The sequence below is a fragment of the Candidatus Zixiibacteriota bacterium genome (assembly GCA_040753875.1).
In the GTDB taxonomy this organism is placed as follows: domain Bacteria; phylum Zixibacteria; class MSB-5A5; order GN15; family FEB-12; genus DATKJY01.
In genome coordinates, this window is the sequence record JBFMDV010000023.1 from 21,554 (window position 1) to 38,397 (window position 16,844).

The 16,844-nt window shown below is 55.0% G+C and carries 13 protein-coding genes; all 13 read left to right on the top strand.

What is annotated here, in order from left to right; all coding sequences use genetic code 11:
* Window positions 1-30: 30 nt before the first annotated feature.
* The 13 genes from argS to lptD all read left to right on the top strand — a co-directional run bounded on the left by argS (window position 31) and on the right by lptD (window position 16,737).
* The gene (gene argS, locus AB1644_07655; protein ID MEW6050919.1) at window positions 31-1,833 is read left to right on the top strand and encodes an arginine--tRNA ligase; all 1,803 of its coding nucleotides are present in this window, start codon (window positions 31-33) and stop codon (window positions 1,831-1,833) included.
* A gap of 28 nt (window positions 1,834-1,861) precedes the next feature.
* Window positions 1,862-2,878, top strand: coding sequence for a 3-deoxy-7-phosphoheptulonate synthase (gene aroF / locus AB1644_07660; GenBank protein MEW6050920.1), 1,017 nt, complete (start codon window positions 1,862-1,864; stop codon window positions 2,876-2,878).
* Window positions 2,875-4,218: a 3-phosphoshikimate 1-carboxyvinyltransferase gene (gene aroA / locus AB1644_07665; GenBank protein ID MEW6050921.1), complete on the top strand. Its 1,344-nt coding sequence runs from the start codon at window positions 2,875-2,877 to the stop codon at window positions 4,216-4,218. Before aroF ends, aroA begins: the two co-directional genes overlap by 4 nt.
* The gene (locus AB1644_07670) at window positions 4,215-5,063 is read left to right on the top strand and encodes a hypothetical protein (protein ID MEW6050922.1); all 849 of its coding nucleotides are present in this window, start codon (window positions 4,215-4,217) and stop codon (window positions 5,061-5,063) included. Before aroA ends, AB1644_07670 begins: the two co-directional genes overlap by 4 nt.
* Before the next feature lie 11 nt (window positions 5,064-5,074).
* Window positions 5,075-5,650, top strand: coding sequence for a shikimate kinase (locus AB1644_07675; protein MEW6050923.1), 576 nt, complete (start codon window positions 5,075-5,077; stop codon window positions 5,648-5,650).
* The gene (locus AB1644_07680) at window positions 5,625-6,755 is read left to right on the top strand and encodes a 3-dehydroquinate synthase family protein (protein ID MEW6050924.1); all 1,131 of its coding nucleotides are present in this window, start codon (window positions 5,625-5,627) and stop codon (window positions 6,753-6,755) included. Before AB1644_07675 ends, AB1644_07680 begins: the two co-directional genes overlap by 26 nt.
* Complete coding sequence (gene aroQ, locus AB1644_07685; GenBank protein MEW6050925.1) at window positions 6,733-7,173, top strand: type II 3-dehydroquinate dehydratase; 441 nt, start codon at window positions 6,733-6,735, stop codon at window positions 7,171-7,173. The genes AB1644_07680 and aroQ overlap by 23 nt, the downstream gene beginning before the upstream one ends.
* A gap of 94 nt (window positions 7,174-7,267) precedes the next feature.
* Window positions 7,268-8,623: an MATE family efflux transporter gene (locus AB1644_07690; protein ID MEW6050926.1), complete on the top strand. Its 1,356-nt coding sequence runs from the start codon at window positions 7,268-7,270 to the stop codon at window positions 8,621-8,623.
* Between the two features lie 111 nt (window positions 8,624-8,734).
* The gene (locus tag AB1644_07695) at window positions 8,735-9,505 is read left to right on the top strand and encodes a fumarylacetoacetate hydrolase family protein (GenBank protein MEW6050927.1); all 771 of its coding nucleotides are present in this window, start codon (window positions 8,735-8,737) and stop codon (window positions 9,503-9,505) included.
* Window positions 9,486-11,294 (top strand): M1 family aminopeptidase, encoded by a 1,809-nt coding sequence (locus tag AB1644_07700; protein ID MEW6050928.1) that lies wholly within the window; start codon window positions 9,486-9,488, stop codon window positions 11,292-11,294. Before AB1644_07695 ends, AB1644_07700 begins: the two co-directional genes overlap by 20 nt.
* Window positions 11,294-12,196: a hypothetical protein gene (locus tag AB1644_07705; GenBank protein MEW6050929.1), complete on the top strand. Its 903-nt coding sequence runs from the start codon at window positions 11,294-11,296 to the stop codon at window positions 12,194-12,196. The genes AB1644_07700 and AB1644_07705 overlap by 1 nt, the downstream gene beginning before the upstream one ends.
* Window positions 12,189-13,379, top strand: a complete 1,191-nt coding sequence (locus AB1644_07710; GenBank protein ID MEW6050930.1) for a DHHA1 domain-containing protein — start codon at window positions 12,189-12,191, stop codon at window positions 13,377-13,379. The genes AB1644_07705 and AB1644_07710 overlap by 8 nt, the downstream gene beginning before the upstream one ends.
* A complete protein-coding gene (lptD, locus tag AB1644_07715) occupies window positions 13,372-16,737 on the top strand; it encodes an LPS assembly protein LptD (protein ID MEW6050931.1) in 3,366 nt (1,121 codons plus the stop codon). The genes AB1644_07710 and lptD overlap by 8 nt, the downstream gene beginning before the upstream one ends.
* Window positions 16,738-16,844 lie beyond the last annotated feature (107 nt).

Below are 16,844 nucleotides of genomic sequence, written 5' to 3' on the forward strand. Positions count from 1 at the left end.
TTGTTGCTGAAGTGTGATACAGAATCAGGTATGTCAGTCAAAGAGAAATACAAAAGAGAGTTCGCTGCCGCGACGGCCGATGCCTTCCGTCGCACCTATAGGGACATAGGTGTTCAGTTTGGCAACACTGGTCCGTTTAATGAGGCGGAAATCCTCGCTGCTATCGAACACCCGAAGGACCCACAAATGGGTTGGTTGGCAGTTCCAGTACATCGATTCTCGGGATTGCTGGGGCAGAGTCCGGTCAAGATCGCGGCATCCGTTCAGTCGAATTATCAGTTCTCAAAAGGGACAGCTTTTGCAACGCTTGCGGTCAACGCTTTTGTCAATGCCCGCGTCCCCGTTAATGAACTGGCAACGAGAGTGCTCTCAGAAGCATTGTCGCAAGGGCAATCCTACGGCTCTCTCGATATCGGCGCTGGCAAGCGGTGTCTGGTCGAGTATTCGTCACCAAATATCGCCAAGCCATTTGGGGTAGGGCATCTTCGGTCTACTGTGATTGGCAATTCACTCCGTCGGATATTCAAGAAGCTTGGCTATAACGTCACTGGTATCAATTACCCGGGGGATTGGGGGACCCAGTTCGGCAAAATGATCGTAGCCTATCGACGCTGGGGGAAACCGGGGATGCTCGAGGGGGAGAAGGCGATAGCAAACCTGCTTGACCTGTACGTGCGGTTTCATGCCGAAGTAGAGACCGATAGGTCGTTGGACGAAGAGGCGAGAACCGAGTTCAAGCGATTGGAAGAGGGTGTTCCCGAGGCAGTACGACTGTGGGAGCAGTTCAAGACCATCTCCAACGCCGAATTCGACCGAATCTATGGGCGGCTCGGTGTGGAGTTCGATCTTGTGTACGGGGAATCGTTCCTCAATGACAAGATGGAGACCGTGATCGACAGGCTATCCAAGGCGGGGTTGACCAAAATGTCCGATGGCGCGTTGATTGTCGATCTGCATGAGCCGAATCTGCCGCCCGCCCTTCTGCGCAAGGCAGACGGCGCCACGCTCTACCTGACGCGTGACCTGGCCGGAGCATACTATCGCTGGGATCGATTCCGTTTCGATGAATCCTTGTATGTGGTCGGATCCTCGCAGGCGGATCATTTCAAGCAGATGATCGCCGTTATTTCGCGATTGGAAGAGGCTGAGAAGACACTCCCCGCCGAGAGAATCTCCGCGCGTATCAGGCATGTTGATTTTGGGTGGGTCAAGTTCGGCGACAAGACGATGTCCACCCGGCGAGGGAATATCATCTTTCTTGAAGACGTGCTGGATCAGGCGGTGACTCTGGCCCGGAGTAAGATAAGAGAGAAGAATCCCAGCTTGGCGCATTTTGAAGAAACCGCCCAGATGATCGGCGTGGGCGCGGTCATTTTCTCCCAGTTGTCGGTGAGGCGCCACAAGGATGTCAATTTTGTCTGGGAGGAAGTGCTCAATTTCGAAGGGGAGACCGGACCGTACCTTCAGTACACGCACGCCCGGCTCTGCTCTCTGGCGCGACTCTATGGCAAACCGATCGCCGCCGATGTCGATTGCAGACTGCTTGACAAATTCGAAGAGCAACGAATTTTGGAGCTGTTGGCGGATTTCCCGGAAACAGTCGAACTCGCCGCAAAGAACTATGATCCACACCATGTATCGGTGTACCTGCTGCGCCTGGCCGGCGCCTTCAACAAATTCTACCAGCGAAAGGACAGCCAGGGCAGAATTGACAAGATTATTTCGGAGAATGTCAAGTTGACCGCCGCACGGATGGCACTGGTGAAGGCGGTGCAAACTGTCCTTCACGAGGGGCTGTATCTGCTTGGTCTGAAAGCACCGGAGGAGATGTGATCGTGCGTTCCGTCGTTTGGAGTACATTGTGCTGATTGTCATGGGAAGAAACGCTACGCCGGAAATGGTGGCGGCGGTGTGCGAGGTGATACGGGAGATGGGGTTGTCGGCTCACGCGATTCCGGGCATGCATCGAACTGCCATAGGCGTGACCGGGAACAAGTCGCAGGTGGATTCGGACAGAGTCCTTACTCTCCCCGGTGTGGAAGATATCGTTCATATCACCCAACCGTATAAACTGGTGAGCCGCGAGTTCTCTGGTGCAGATACTATTGTGAGTGTCGGCGACGTGAGGATCGGCGGCTCCAATTTCGTCGTTATGGCCGGTCCCTGTTCGGTAGAGAGTCGCGAGCAGTGCTTTGTCGTGGCAGAACAAGTGGCCAAAGCCGGAATCAAGGTGTTCAGGGGAGGGGCTTTTAAGCCGCGCACGTCACCATACAGTTTTCAGGGACTTGGTATGCAGGGGCTGGAGATATTGAGCGAGGTGCGCTCGCGATTTGGCCTTTTGATCGTCACCGAAGCCGTGGATACCGAGACACTCGATGCCGTCGCGGAGCACTCAGATATCGTACAGATCGGCGCTCGCAACATGCAAAACTACTCGCTGCTGAAAAAGGCGGGGCGATGTACCAAGGCGGTGCTCCTGAAACGAGGCCTGTCCGCCACGATCGAGGAGTTCCTCATGGCGGCAGAGTACATTCTGTCCGAAGGGAATGCGCGCGTTATCCTCTGTGAGCGTGGTGTGAGGACCTTTGCCGATCACGCTCGCAACACCCTCGACCTCTCGGCCGTGCCGTATGTCAAACGGACCAGCCATCTGCCGATCATCACCGACCCGAGTCATGGCACGGGCCGGAAGGACAAGGTGATTCCGCTGTCGCGCGCATCGATTGCGGTTGGCGCCGATGGCCTCCTCATTGAAGTACACCACGAGCCGTCACGCGCCCTGTCAGATGGTCCACAAGCGATCACGCCGACTGATCTCCGCCAGCTCATGACCGAGCTCAGGGCGCTGGCGCCGGTGCTTGGCCGAGTTGTCACATGAAGCGGACCATCAAACCGGCCCGCAAGTTCGGTGGGACGCTGTCTGTCCCAGGCGATAAGTCGATTGCCCATCGGGCAGCGCTACTGTCTATCCTGTCAAACGGACCAATAGTCGCCCGTAACTTCCCGGATAATGCTGACTGCCGCAGCTCACTTAACGCCGCAGCCATGTTCGGTGTACGGGTTGAACAGGCAGGCAGCACGGTTACCCTGCATCCCCCCGCCAAGTTGAGCCTGCCTCCTGATGCCATCATCGACTGCGGCAACTCCGGCACGACCGCACGGTTGCTTGCGGGATTGATAGCAGGGTCAGGATTGGAAGCCACGCTGACTGGTGACGAATCGCTCAGACGCAGACCCATGAAGCGAGTGATCGATCCTCTCACTGCCATGGGAGCCAGTTTAGCTGGCACCGAGAACCGCCTGCCGTTGAAAGTGGTCGGCAGCAAACTACTGCCGTTTGAATACACGCTCAAGGTGCCATCGGCACAGGTGAAATCGGCGTTGCTGCTGGCCGGCCTTGCCTCCAAATGCTCCGTAGTAGTGAGAGAAGAAACACCGACACGGGATCACACGGAGAATGTGATCGAGGCTATCGGTGAGGGGATTACCGTTCGTGAGATCAAGCCAGTCGTCGAACCGGATCCAGTGGACCCGAGGAGAAAACGAACCCGCATGCCGGAGTCGTTCAAGCGCGAGGTTGCGCTATCGGCTCAGACGCGCATTGACGGAGGCGATATCGACATTCCGGGGGACATATCCACCGCGTCGTTCTTCCTGGCGGCAGCGGCAATTTCCGGCAAGAGCATAACAGTGACCAACGTCGGACTCAACCCGCTCCGCACGGAGTTCCTGGACCATCTGAAGGCCATTGGCTGTACTGTTGCCATCACGGATAAAACAGTGGTGTCCGGTGAAGCGAGAGGCAACGTGACCGTTGTCGGCAGCCAGTTGAAAAGTCGAAAACTTCACGGTGACACGATTGTTGGCTTGATCGATGAAATTCCGATGGTTGCCGTCATGGCTGCATTTGCCGATGGCACAACCATTATTCGCGACGCCGCAGAATTACGTGTGAAGGAATCTGATAGACTCATGGCAGTGTCGGAGAATCTTCGTCGAATGGGGGTCAAGTGCGGCTTACTCGCGGACGGCCTGGTGATCGAAGGGCGGAAAGAGATAACCGGCGCGGACATTCAATCGTACGGCGACCACCGCATTGCCATGGCGTTCTCGATAGCGGCTCTTTTCGCAGTCGGACCGTCGACAATTGATGAAGACAACGTTGTGGCTGTCTCCTGCCCTCAGTTTTACGACTTGCTGAGCAGCATTGCGTCATGAGCGAATCAATTCGCCTGGGTTTGATCGGGGAGAACATCGCCTATTCCAGATCGCCTGATATCTTCCAGGCGATCTTCAGCGTGACAGGGAGATCCGGAGAATTCAAAATCTACTCGGTCTTGCAAGCTGACTTGCCACACACGATAGAGACGCTTCGAACTTTGCCGCTCGACGGCCTGGCCGTGACGGTGCCGTTCAAACGAACAGTGATCTCGCTCCTCGATGAACTGGACGCGGTTTCGACCTTACTTCAGGCAGTGAACTGTATCCGATTCGATGGGAGTTTCACTCGTGGATTCAACACCGATGTTGACGGCTTCGCCGCAGGCTTACAGCCGCTCCGAGCCAAAGTTACCGGCTGTCGGGCGCTGATACTGGGCGCGGGGGGAGCTGCCTCTGCAGCGATCTACAGCCTGATTCATGAGTTCGGTGTTCGTGAGATCGTGGTGGCGGCCAGACCGGGGAGAAACCTCGATCTCCTAACAAACCAGTTTGCTGCCTATCCAGACGTGGCGTTCAACACCTTCACGCTTGACTCGTTAGAATCCGGCGATTATGCGACCTGCGGACTGATAGTGAATTGCACTCCGTTGGGCGGTTGGCATTTTCCTGAAATCTGCCCATTGCCGGCTTCCTTTATATGGCCGTCAGATGCCGTCTACTATGACATGAACTACAACGACAACGGTATCGGGGTCCAGATCGCAAGAGAGGCAGGTTTGATCGCCATCGACGGGTCTTCGATGCTCGTCGCCCAGGCGATCCGGTCGTATGAAATATGGACAGGGGTACAGTCACCGTTTGAGCCTGTCTATGAAGCTTGCTTTGGTCGATCCAGTCGATAGGTGTTGCGATAATGAATCGTGCTTCTGCATGCTCACTCTTTCTCGTCGGTTTTTCCGGGTCGGGAAAGACGACCGTCGGGAAAATGCTGGCACATAGGTGCAAAATCCCCTTTATCGACACAGATACGCAAATAGCACGTCGCGCCGGCAAGAGCATAAAGGACATATTTGCGGAGCACGGGGAGTCTTATTTTCGCAAACTCGAGTCAACAGTGATTCGCGATTTGACGACATCGAAAGTCCGAAAAATAGTGGCCCTTGGTGGGGGAGCATACCAGAACAGAGTAAATCGACAGTTGATCGACCGTGCCGGTATCATCATATATCTCTCCTGTTCGGTTCGTGAGCTATATCGGCGACTCAGCCGGCACACCGACAGACCGTTGCTGAGAGCTGCCCAAAAGGGCGGCAGTGAACCACGGCACGTGCAAATGCATCGCATAAAGAAGTTGCTCTCCACTCGGATTCATGCCTACCATATGGCCAACATCCGCGTATCTACAACCGGTAAGACAGTCAAAGAAATCGTGGTTCAGATCGAAAGAAAGTTGAAAGCACTCGATGCCGCGCGTTCTGGTCAGGCTTGATGATCGCTCTTATCCCATAGAGATCGGCAGAGCACACGTATCCGTTCTGCGGAAGCTGCTTCGCCGGCATGTGGGTTACGGACGAGTGTTTGCGTTGTGTGATGCCAAGTGGTACGCGCTCCACGGGGTGCGGTTCTTCGGGCAACTTTCGAAGACTCGGCTGCAAACGGAAGTATATGTTCTCCCAGACGGCGAGCGAACAAAGAGCGCACAGGTGCTGGCTCACGTGTATGACTACCTGCTGTCATCACGTATAGCACGGGATGATTTTATCCTGGCCTGCGGCGGCGGAGTGGTTTCGGACCTGGCCGGTTACGCCGCGGCTACGACACTGCGCGGACTGTCGTGGGGCGTGGTCCCAACCACGCTGGTTGGCATGGTGGACGCCGCAATTGGCGGCAAAACAGGAATCAATCATCGAAGCGGCAAAAATCTCATCGGTGCAATCTGGCAGCCGAAGTTTGTCTGGACCAACCTCGATTATCTTCACACCTTGCCCAAGCGACATCTTGTCGCCGGCATGGGTGAGATTCTCAAGACAGCGGGTCTGGCAGGGGGACCCTTGCTGGTTCGTTTCGCGCGTTTTCTTGACCGTGGCATCGAGTTGGGGAGCCCGGAAATGGTCGACCTCGTTGTTCGAACAACTGTCTACAAAGCTGGTCTGTTGGCCAAGGACGAACGAGACCTGGGCAAGCGGATGTTTCTCAATTATGGCCATACGTTTGGTCACGCGATCGAACGAGCGCTCGGTTATGGTGCCCTGCTGCATGGAGAAGCAGTGATCCTGGGTATTGCTGCTGCGCTCGAACTCGCGGAAACGGCGCTCAAAACAAAACCGTCGTTGCTGAGTGGATACGCTGAATCAGTTGATCGGATGGTCGCCCTTGTGCCGCGCCGTCAGATCGAACTTCACGATGTTATACAGGCCATGTCGCTGGACAAAAAGCGCGCCGCGCAAAAACTCCGCTTTATTCTACTAAAAGCACCGGGCAGACCGGTGATAGTCGATGCCGTATCTGCATCGCAGGTGTCTCATGCTCTAAGACAGATGCTCTCTCGATATCAGGACATTGGAGGAACGGATGGCAAAGGTACTGGTCGTTAATGGTCCAAATCTCAATCTTTTGGGGAAGCGCCAGCCCGAAGTCTACGGCACGCAACCATTGGACGAACTCAACAGGCGGTTGAACGATCTGGCGAAAGAGATCAACCTTGAACTGCAGTTCTTTCAGTCCAACTCTGAGGGGGCGATCATAGACTTCATTCAGCGTGAAGCAACTGGGTCAATGGGGATGATCATCAATCCGGGATCGCTGACCCATTACAGCTATGCGATTCGCGACGCCATCGAAGCGGTCAATATCGAGACCATTGAAGTGCACTTATCCAATATCTACTCACGCGAGGAATTCCGGCGGCATTCCACGATCGCGGCTGTCTGCCGGGGCCAGGTAACCGGTTTCGGATTCTATGGCTACGCCATGGCACTTTCCTATTTTTCTGACACCCTTCGCGACAAATAGTTCGCTACCATGTTAGTGTCTCAGTAGATACGGGCATAGAATCACCACTGCCGGTCGAATCACTCACGGCGAAATCGCGTTCCGATGAGCAATCATGCATACCTCGGCCACAACTAAGATCACCTCCGGTCCGATCGGGCGAACGGTCCTCTCACTCGCCGTACCTGTGGTGCTTGGGATGTTCATGGAAATCGCGCTCTCGGTCGTGAACTTCTTCTGGGTCGGCAAACTCGGTCCGTCGGCGCAGGATGCAGTCACCAGTTCCATGGTCATCACCTGGACAGTCTTCTGCGGTTTCACGATGATCAACATTGGCCTGACCGCGATCGTTTCGCGCCATGTGGGGGCGAAGGAGCCAGAACAAGCAGCCTTTCACGCCCGCCAGGGCCTGCTCATGGCGTTGGCGCTTGGACTCGTGTTTACCGTACTTGGCTTTATACTGGCGCCGGTTATCCTCAGATTCATGCACACGAGCGACACAACGCTCGTGCACGCACTTCCGTATTTGCGGATCTTCTTTCTGACGGCGGTCTTTTTTGCCTTGTACGACACGTCCGCGTCCATTTTCAGAGCATCCGGGGACACCAAAACGCCAACTGTGGTGGGAGCCAGTTTGATCGCATTCCAGATGATCCTCGATCCGTTGCTGATTTTCGGGATTGGGCCATTTCCAAAACTCGGCGTCGCGGGTGCCGCTGTGGCCACCCTTGTCGCCATTTCACTGGCAGCTCTGGTGTTATTGTGGTTTCTAATGAAAGGAAAACTCGGATACGCGATAGGCACGCCATTCAGGACCCGTCCTGATCTTTCCGCAATGAGAAAAATCGCACGCATCGGTCTGCCTATAACCATCCAGCAACTGACGTTCACTGCGGTCTACTGGTTTCTCATCAATATCGTCCATCACTATGGCGAGTCGGCGGGTGCCGCCATGGGGATCGGCAATCGCATGGAATCAATCTCGTATCTGACCTGCTACGGCTTTTCAGTTGCCGCCTCGACCATGGTGGGTCAGAACCTTGGCGCCGGGAACGCCGATCGCGCCGCACGCTGCGCCTGGAGTTCCGCGGGATTGGCGGTGGCATTCACGTTCGTCATTTCAATACTCTTCCTGACAATACCACACTTCATCGCGCGGATTTTCACCAGTGACCCGGAGGTCATGGCGATCGCCGTCGATTACCTTCGGATTCTGGGACTGTCGCAGTTCACCATGGCCATAGAGATTGTCCTGGAGGGTTCATTCAGTGGGGCCGGGGACACCGTTTCTCCCATGGTAGTGATGATCCCCGGTGCGATCGCACGGGTTCCACTTGCGTACTACCTGTGCTTTGGACTGGATTGGGGGATCAACGGCGTCTGGTGGACCCTTACAATAACCACAACGGTGAAAGCGGCAGCGTTGGCGCTGTGGTTCAAGCGCGGCCGGTGGCAAGCCAAGAAGCTTTGACAATATCTTGTTGACCGTCGTGGTCGAATCGTCTTATTTCATTGCAAGAATATGAGTTGCACGAGAGCGCGAGCGGTATTGGCGCGCGCTCGGTCTACTGCCGGAGGTAGCATGCCGTTGAAATACATTCGTTTCGCACATATGAGACTTGGAGGGGAGCACTTTGGTGCGATAGATGATCAAACAGTGACAATGTTGGATAACGCTCCTTGGCTTGGCGGGAAACCGACCGGGGAGAAATTATCCGTGGACAGCATCAAGCTGCTTGCACCGGTAGCGCCATCGAAGATTGTCTGTGTGGGATTGAATTATCATGCACACGTGGCGGCGTCGTTATCCGCTGACAAACCGCCCGAAGAGCCACTCCTGTTTCTCAAACCACCGTCGTCGATCATCGGCCCTGGTGACAAGATCGTACATCCACCCCAGTCTCAACGGGTAGACTACGAAGCGGAATTGGGCGTCGTAATCGGCTGCAAGGCGACCAAAGTCTCAGTCCGACAAGCAGAAAGCTGCATCTTCGGATATACCTGCATCAACGATGTCACGGCGCGAGACCTTCAGAAAAAGGACGGCCAGTGGTCGCGGGCCAAAGGGTTCGATACATTTTGTCCGATCGGGCCCTGGATAGTGACCGACTTGAATTATCGAGACGTGCTGGTCGAAGGGATTCTGAATGATACGGTGATGCAGTCGGGTCGAACGTCGATGATGATCTTCGACGTGCCGTTTCTTATAAGCTATATTTCACAGGCTATGACTCTGTACCCCGGGGACCTGATCTCAACTGGTACACCATCGGGAATCGCCCCCATGAAACCAAGTGACAAGATCCAGGTCCGCATAGAAGGGATAGGGACCCTTGAGAACATTGTCGCATAGTCTTGGACTGGTTTTGCTCATGGCGGCCGGGCCAGTCACGGCATTTGACAAGTTGACAATCGATGCCACGTTGAATCCATCGGCTCAGACCATCAACGGGCGAGTGACGGTTGAATTCTCAGTCCCTGATTCTAATTGGGAAGAGGTGCTTTTCCGACTCTACTCCAATTTTCCGTGTGACAGTCCGTCGACGCGGACCGACTTACCCGACAACAAACCGTGCGGGACGGAAATACACGGCGTCACCGTCAACGGCGCGGACGTACGCAATGAAGCGAAGATCGAGGGGACCGATCTGGACGTACCGATTCCAAAAGCGAATCACAGTAGCGGCCCGCTTGAGATAACAATTGATTTTGCCACGCACATTTCAGACACGGGCATGGATTACGGCCGTCAGGCGGACGGCTATTTCCTCTATGGTTGGTTTCCAATGCCGGCGCCCCGACGCGGTAACGAGTGGCTGAAGATACAGTACGGTCCGGAATCCGAACTGGTCGGTGATTGCTTCGACATTACGGCCATAATCCATGTGCCCGATTCACTCGAACTCGTGAGCCCTGGCATAGCTCATATAGATTCGACTGATGGAATCAGAGCGTACACCTGTAATCTACAAGAGTCCCATGACTTCCCCGTCTGCATTCTCCCGAAAGGGTATGAATCAGGCACGCGTACGTTGGACCACATTCAACTGACAATTCGTTATCGGCCTGAAGACAGTGTTGTTTTGGACACGGTGGCCGAGCAGATCGGTCACACCATGGCGTTCATGTCGGAAAACGTCGGACCGTATCCATTCGGTGAACTGGTGGTCGTTATCGGGGGACCGTGGATTCGTGGCGGGTTGGAACTGCCGCGACTGATTCTCCTTGAGCGACCGCGCTCCCGTTTCGCTCCGGCGCTGTATCGTTCACTGGTGGTTCATGAGACGATCCATGAGTGGTTCTATGGAATCCTCAACTCCAACCAGGCCCTTGATCCCTGGATGGATGAGGCAGCCACGGAATATTTCACGGAACGGGTGATCCGAGACATATCGGGCGGTGAGGGAGACCGCTTCTCCTATTGGGGAATCAGTGCATCATTCCAGGACATGCGTCGGCTGGCTGCTCGCTCAGTATGGACGTTGGTCCCCGTCACGCTCCGGTCCGAACAGTATGCGGAGCCATTCGAGTATTTCAATGCTGTGTATGATAAGGGATGCCTGGTGGTGCAGACTTTGGTCAACCACCTGAACGACACCGACCGCCGTCGATTCTGGCACGACTACTATCAGCAATTCTCTTTTCGTTCGCCGACGCCATTGGATTTCGTGACCCTTCTCGCCCAGTATCCGCCGTATAGTTCGGTTTCGCATGTACAGCATATTTTGAACAGTAACGAACCGATCGATTACCAGGTTGAAGACATATCGATTCGTGAAACCTCCCGTAATGACACTATCCTCTCTGATTCGGCAGCCGAGCGAGTCTCGCAGTATACGACCAAAGTCACCTGCGTGTTCTATCACCCGCTGCCGCTGCCGGTGGCGTTGCGGGTCGAATATCTCGATGGTACTGCCCGGGACACCACAATCGTGCCGGACCCCGGCTACCATACGTATAGCTTCGTGGGCTCGAGCCCGGGGCAAACGGCAATACTTGATCCGTACTATCAGATAAGTCTTGATGTCAATCTGTTGAACAACTCATTGAGTCGCCAAGGTGGCAGAGGTGTGGCACTCCGCTTGATGTCCGGGCTCACATTTCTCCTTCAATCATTGTTTCAGTCGGTGTGGGGATTCTGATGGTGACAGTTATACGCGCCGGGGTCTCCACGTTCCGTCGAAACCTGCCGATCTGGTACGGGCTCTATGTGGGAAAACTGGCCTTGTCGCTTCTGGTAGCGGTACCGGTACTCGTGCTGATCCATGCCGTGGTCGACCGATCGGTTTTCGCTCAGGCGGTTTCGCGAGAGTGGTCGCTGGGTGTCATTTCGGAGCTGGTGGCGGCCAAAGAAAACTTGCTGAGCAGCTTTATGCTGATGACGCTGGCACTTGCGGCCGCGGCATTTCTGTTGAAACAGTTTCTAAATGGCGGAATCTATACCTCTCTCGTGTCGTCCGGAAAACCGGGAATACGGCGCTTTTTCGCCGAATGCGGGGGACGATTCACCGACCATATTCGCATCTCGCTTATTATGGCCCCGATCTACCTGGCGTTGGCGGTGGTTGCGCTGGTGGTTGTATCGTTAGTGCCGGATCGCATTTTCGGCCTTTGGGGAAACGCCTATCTTCATACTATGATTCTCAAAGTAGCGATCACTTATGTCATTATTCTGCTCGGCAGCCTGTTCTCGGATGTCGTGCGTCTGCATGCCACCGTGCAGTCAGGGATTCCAGTCGGTACGTGGTTCAAGCTGTCCTTGAACTATGTGGGTAGGCATGGTGTACAAACGTGTGTCGTGTATCTTGTCTATTTTGCGCCGATGGTCATCTGCTGGCTCTTATGTGAACGGCTCGCTCTGGTTGCCACAAGCCGAATTCAGAGCCTGAGCGGCGTTGTTCTTGAACTGCTGCTGTTTCAGATTTGCTCGCTCTTTCGAACAGGTCAAGCGCTCCTGTCTATAGCCACGCTGGCGCCTTTGGTTGCAACACACGCCGAACGAGCAGTGACAGCAACAGCCGACTCGGGGATCCCGCATGACTGAGCGTCTGTACTATCGCCAGCCTGGGCTTTTGGAGTTCGATGCTGTCATCGCGGACATCGGCAACAGCGGCGATCTGTTCTATACCGTCCTCGACCGGTCGGCGTTCTATCCCACATCGGGCGGTCAGCTTCACGATACAGGCAGAATAGGCGATATCGACATTGTTGAGGTGATCGAATCCATAGATGGCGATGTCTGGCACTTGTCGAAAAGCTCGCCCGGGGAGAAGGGTAATCGGGTGCATGGGGAGATCAACGGCGACCGCCGCTGGAGAAACAGGCAGCTGCACACGGCTCAGCATATTTTGAGCCAGGCGTTTATCCGACGCCATGGCTGGGAGACGGTTTCAGTACACTTGGGCGAGGAGTACGGTGCCATCGAATTGGCGAGTGCGGCGCTCGATCAGCAAAGCCTGGTCGAGACCGAACAACTTGCCGCAAGTGTCATCAGGCAAAACCTGGCAGTAGAGATCCTTTTCATTGACTCAAACGACATCGCCTCGACGCCGCTTCGCAAAATTCCGGATCGTCAAGGGACTATTCGTGTCATAAAGATCGGCGAATTCGACTGGTCTGCCTGTGGTGGCACGCACTGCGTCAGTACAGCCGAAGTCAGTCTTATCAAGATCGTTGGTTTAGAAACTATTAGGGGGCATTCCTTAGTGCGGTTTTTGGCCGGCGCGCAAGCGCTTGAGGATTACAGCGCCCGGTTCGGCATCACTGATGAGCTGGCACGGTCGCTCACCTGTCATTTCGCCGATCTGCCGGCGAGATTCGACAAGATGTCAGCCGAGAATCGTGAGCTTCGCAAGCAACTGTCCGACGCCCGGAAACGCCTGCTGCCGATACTGGCCGATGAGATCGCACAAATCGCCATTGCATACCCCGAACCAAGAGTTGTATCGTCAGTCCAATCTTCAATGGATGGCGCTACCGCCTCACAGCTTGCCCAACTCGTTGCTGACAAAGTGTCGGGTGCAGCGCTCGTGCTGGTCGATGGGCGCCTGGTATTGGCCGTGCCGGACGCTAGGAAATGGCATGCCGGTGAGTTAATCAAAGCGATCGCATCATCACTGGGTCTGCGTGGCGGCGGCTCCAATCGCGTGGCGCAGATGGGGGGACTTGACGCCAGCAGATTGCCCGAGATCGAGAAACTGTTGAGGGAGAGGCTGACGCGTGCGTAGGCTGAGCCTGTTTGGTCTGGTCGTTCTCTCCGCCTGGGCGGCTTCGGCTTATGCCCAGCGCTCCGACCGGCTCGATCTGCAGCATGCCGACTTGCTTGAGGTTGTCCTCTCTTCAGCGCAAGATACGACCTTCGTTATCGGTGCGGTCGTCTTTCAGTCCGACAACGGCCTGATCTACTGTGATTCGGCGGTCTGGCTCAAGGGAAAGCGGGTGCGGCTTATCGGTTCGGTCATTATCGATGACCCCGCGTATCGGTTAACCGCCGATTCGGTGGATTACAATCTGGTCAACGGGGACGCTGTCGCCCGGGGTAAATATGTTGAGCTGTGGTCGCGCGACGATTCACTGTTCGCGGTGGGACACCATGCTTTCTACAACAAACAGAAGAAGTATTTCAACATGGAGGAGCGGCCTACCTTGTATCTCAAGTACCCGGACAGCGCTTCGATGGTCGAAGTAACGGCCGATTTCATCGAATACGACGCAAAGGTGGAGCGGGCAGAGGCCACCGGCTCGGTCGTGATCGTATCGAAGGATGTAACCGCAGAGTCCGGGTGTGCCGTGATGTATCCCAAGACCAATGCCCTCGATCTGACAGAATCACCGGTGGCGCGGCGCGGTAAGTCTGAGATAAGCGGCCAACTCATCGCCATAACGTCCGTGAACAACAGCATCGCGCAAATAGATGTCCTCGATTCGGCCAAGGGAACATTCGTGGAACCATCCGAGGGAACCAGTGACTCGTACGATAACTCCGTCCTCAAAGGGAAGCGGATCATCATGGATTTCGATGATGGTCTGCTTAGCCGCATCACGTGCTATGGCGAGGCGTACTCGTGGTACTATCCGGCGTCGCGCGACAATAAAGAAACGAACGAGAACAGCGTATCCGGCGACACGATTAAGTTTGCGGTCAAGGAGGAACGACTGCAGTCGGTGACGGTGGTCGGCGGAGCCGTGGGGACATATATTGCATCGAAGACTACAGCCGCAGACACGGCCTTGGTGACCAAAGCAGACACGATTGACTACAGCAGCCATTATATCAGATATGACTTGAAGGATTCTTTAATTACGCTCCTGCGACAGGCTCACGTAACATCAGGGAGCGTTGCTCTCGATGCTCACCGCATCGTTTTTGACACTAAGAAGCGGGTGATCGAAGCGTTCTCAGCCGATGTGAAGAGCGACAGCATACCGACTGATACGACACTCACTGCCCATCTCCAACCGAACATAATACCGGTATCGCTGAAGGATAAGAGCGAGACGATCCTCGGCGATTACCTCGACTATTCCATAGACACGGAAAAGGGGCGGATCGTCCAGTCCAAGTCTAAATACGAGACCGGATTCTATTATGGCGAGAAGGTGTTTCGGGCGCGGAAGGACATCTTCTACGTGGACGAAGGGCGCTACACCACCTGCGACGCCGATGAACCGCATTTTCATTTTTATTCCACGCACATGAAACTGATGGAAGGGAACAAGTTGATCGCCAAACCGGTAGTGCTCAATATCGGTCGACTTCCGATCCTGGCGTTGCCGTACTACGTGTTCCCGTTGAAGAAGGGGAGGCATTCTGGTTTCCTGCCGTTTCAACTTGGCAATATCGAGCGCGGCGAGCGGTATGTCCGAAATGTCGGGTATTACTGGGCCGCCTCTGATTATTGGGATACACAGGGAGCGCTGGACTATTACGAGCGGTCCAGCACGATCAATCTCTATGGCCGATTCAACTATCGGAAGTTGTACAATTTTGACGGGACGGTCTCAGGGAACTACACCAGAACCAGCGATTACAGTACGACAATCGGCACCGATACGCGTCGCACCCGGTGGACCATACAGGCCCGGCATAACCAGGACATAACGCCGTCGCTGAAGATTAGCGCCGACGGTCAGTACCAATCTGATGCATCGTACTACAAGGACTATTCGCTCGACCTCAACCAGCGCTTGAACCGGACCACCCGATCTCAGGTGAATTTCACGAAGCGGTTCTCACGGAGCGTTTCGCTCTCCGGTAAATTCTCACATGACCTGAATCTGGATGAACAGAGCAGAGTGGATTACCTGCCGAGTGCGGGGCTCTCGGTACCCGCCATCAAGCCGTTCGGCAGCGGCTCCCGCGATGCCGAAGGAGTGTTGAAAACCAGATGGTACCACGCCCTCACCATGACCTGGCGTCCCACCATGACCAACTACTCTTCACGCGTCACCCGCTACCAGTATACAACACCGGACTCCACCGAATCGGTCAGTTATCGGAGTCGGAAGGAATACACCAAGTACGATCACGCCGTCGGTCTGTCATTCCCGCTGACCATCGCCAAGTACTTCATCTTCAACCCCTCCGTCAGCTATAGCGAGAACTGGACCAAAGTGAATCGGACGGATCAGTCCGATTCGCTGGGAATCAACCCGTCCAGACTCTACCGCACCTACCTGTATAGCGGTGGGGCGTCGCTCTCCACCAAGCTGTACGGAACGGTTTCACCGAACCTGTTTGGCCTTACCGGCCTCCGGCAGGTTCTCTCGCCGTCTGTGTCCTATGGATTTTCACCGAAAGTCGATCCTGAACCGGTCGTTCGTGCCTACGTCGGAGGGTATGGAAGCACAGCGCGTTCCTCCAGTATGACCTTGTCCCTTAATCAGGTGTATCAGGCAAAGGTCAGACGGGACGAAGAAGAGAGGTCACTTGACCTGCTCTCGATAACCAGCAGCACCAACTATAATCTGGAGACAACGGGGCGGAAGTTCTCGGATCTGAACACGACTTTCAATTCGAATGTCCTGCCCAATGTACGACTCAACGGGTCAATGGTACATTCGCTGTATAAACCCGGCACCAATGATCTGGATCTGTGGTCGCCATATCTGATGAGCTTTGGCGTCAGCACGACATTCGGCCTCGCCGGGAGGTCGTTCTTGTTCGACGATGCCGGCAGCGGTCCGGTTCAGCGCGATACCGCGACCACTCCCGGGCAAACTCCGACGGTATTGCCGACGCACCAGGGAAGAAGCGGTTGGAACCTGAGCGCCACTTACTCTTACAACGAGTCCGGCCGGGGTTCGCAATTCGTCAAGTCCAGTTATATCCAATTCAGCCTCGCCTTCAAGCTGACATCATCCACCGACATTTCCTACTCTCAGTATTACGATTTCACCGGCAAGGGAACGATCAACAACCAGGTCTCCATTACCAAGCAGTTGCACTGCTGGCGCGGTGAACTCTGGTGGGTTCCGATCGGCTCAAATCGCGGTTATGGTTTCCGCCTTTATGTAATTGCTATACCGGCGCTCAAAATCGACAACACGCAGAGCCCGACCAGCGGCAGCCTGCTCTACCGATGATCGGTACTATAGTCTCGCGTGAACACGGGCACAGTTGTCCACCTGTTTTTTTCTTGACTGTCTCGTGTTCGATCGTACCATGCCGTATGCACTGATGATGAATCCAG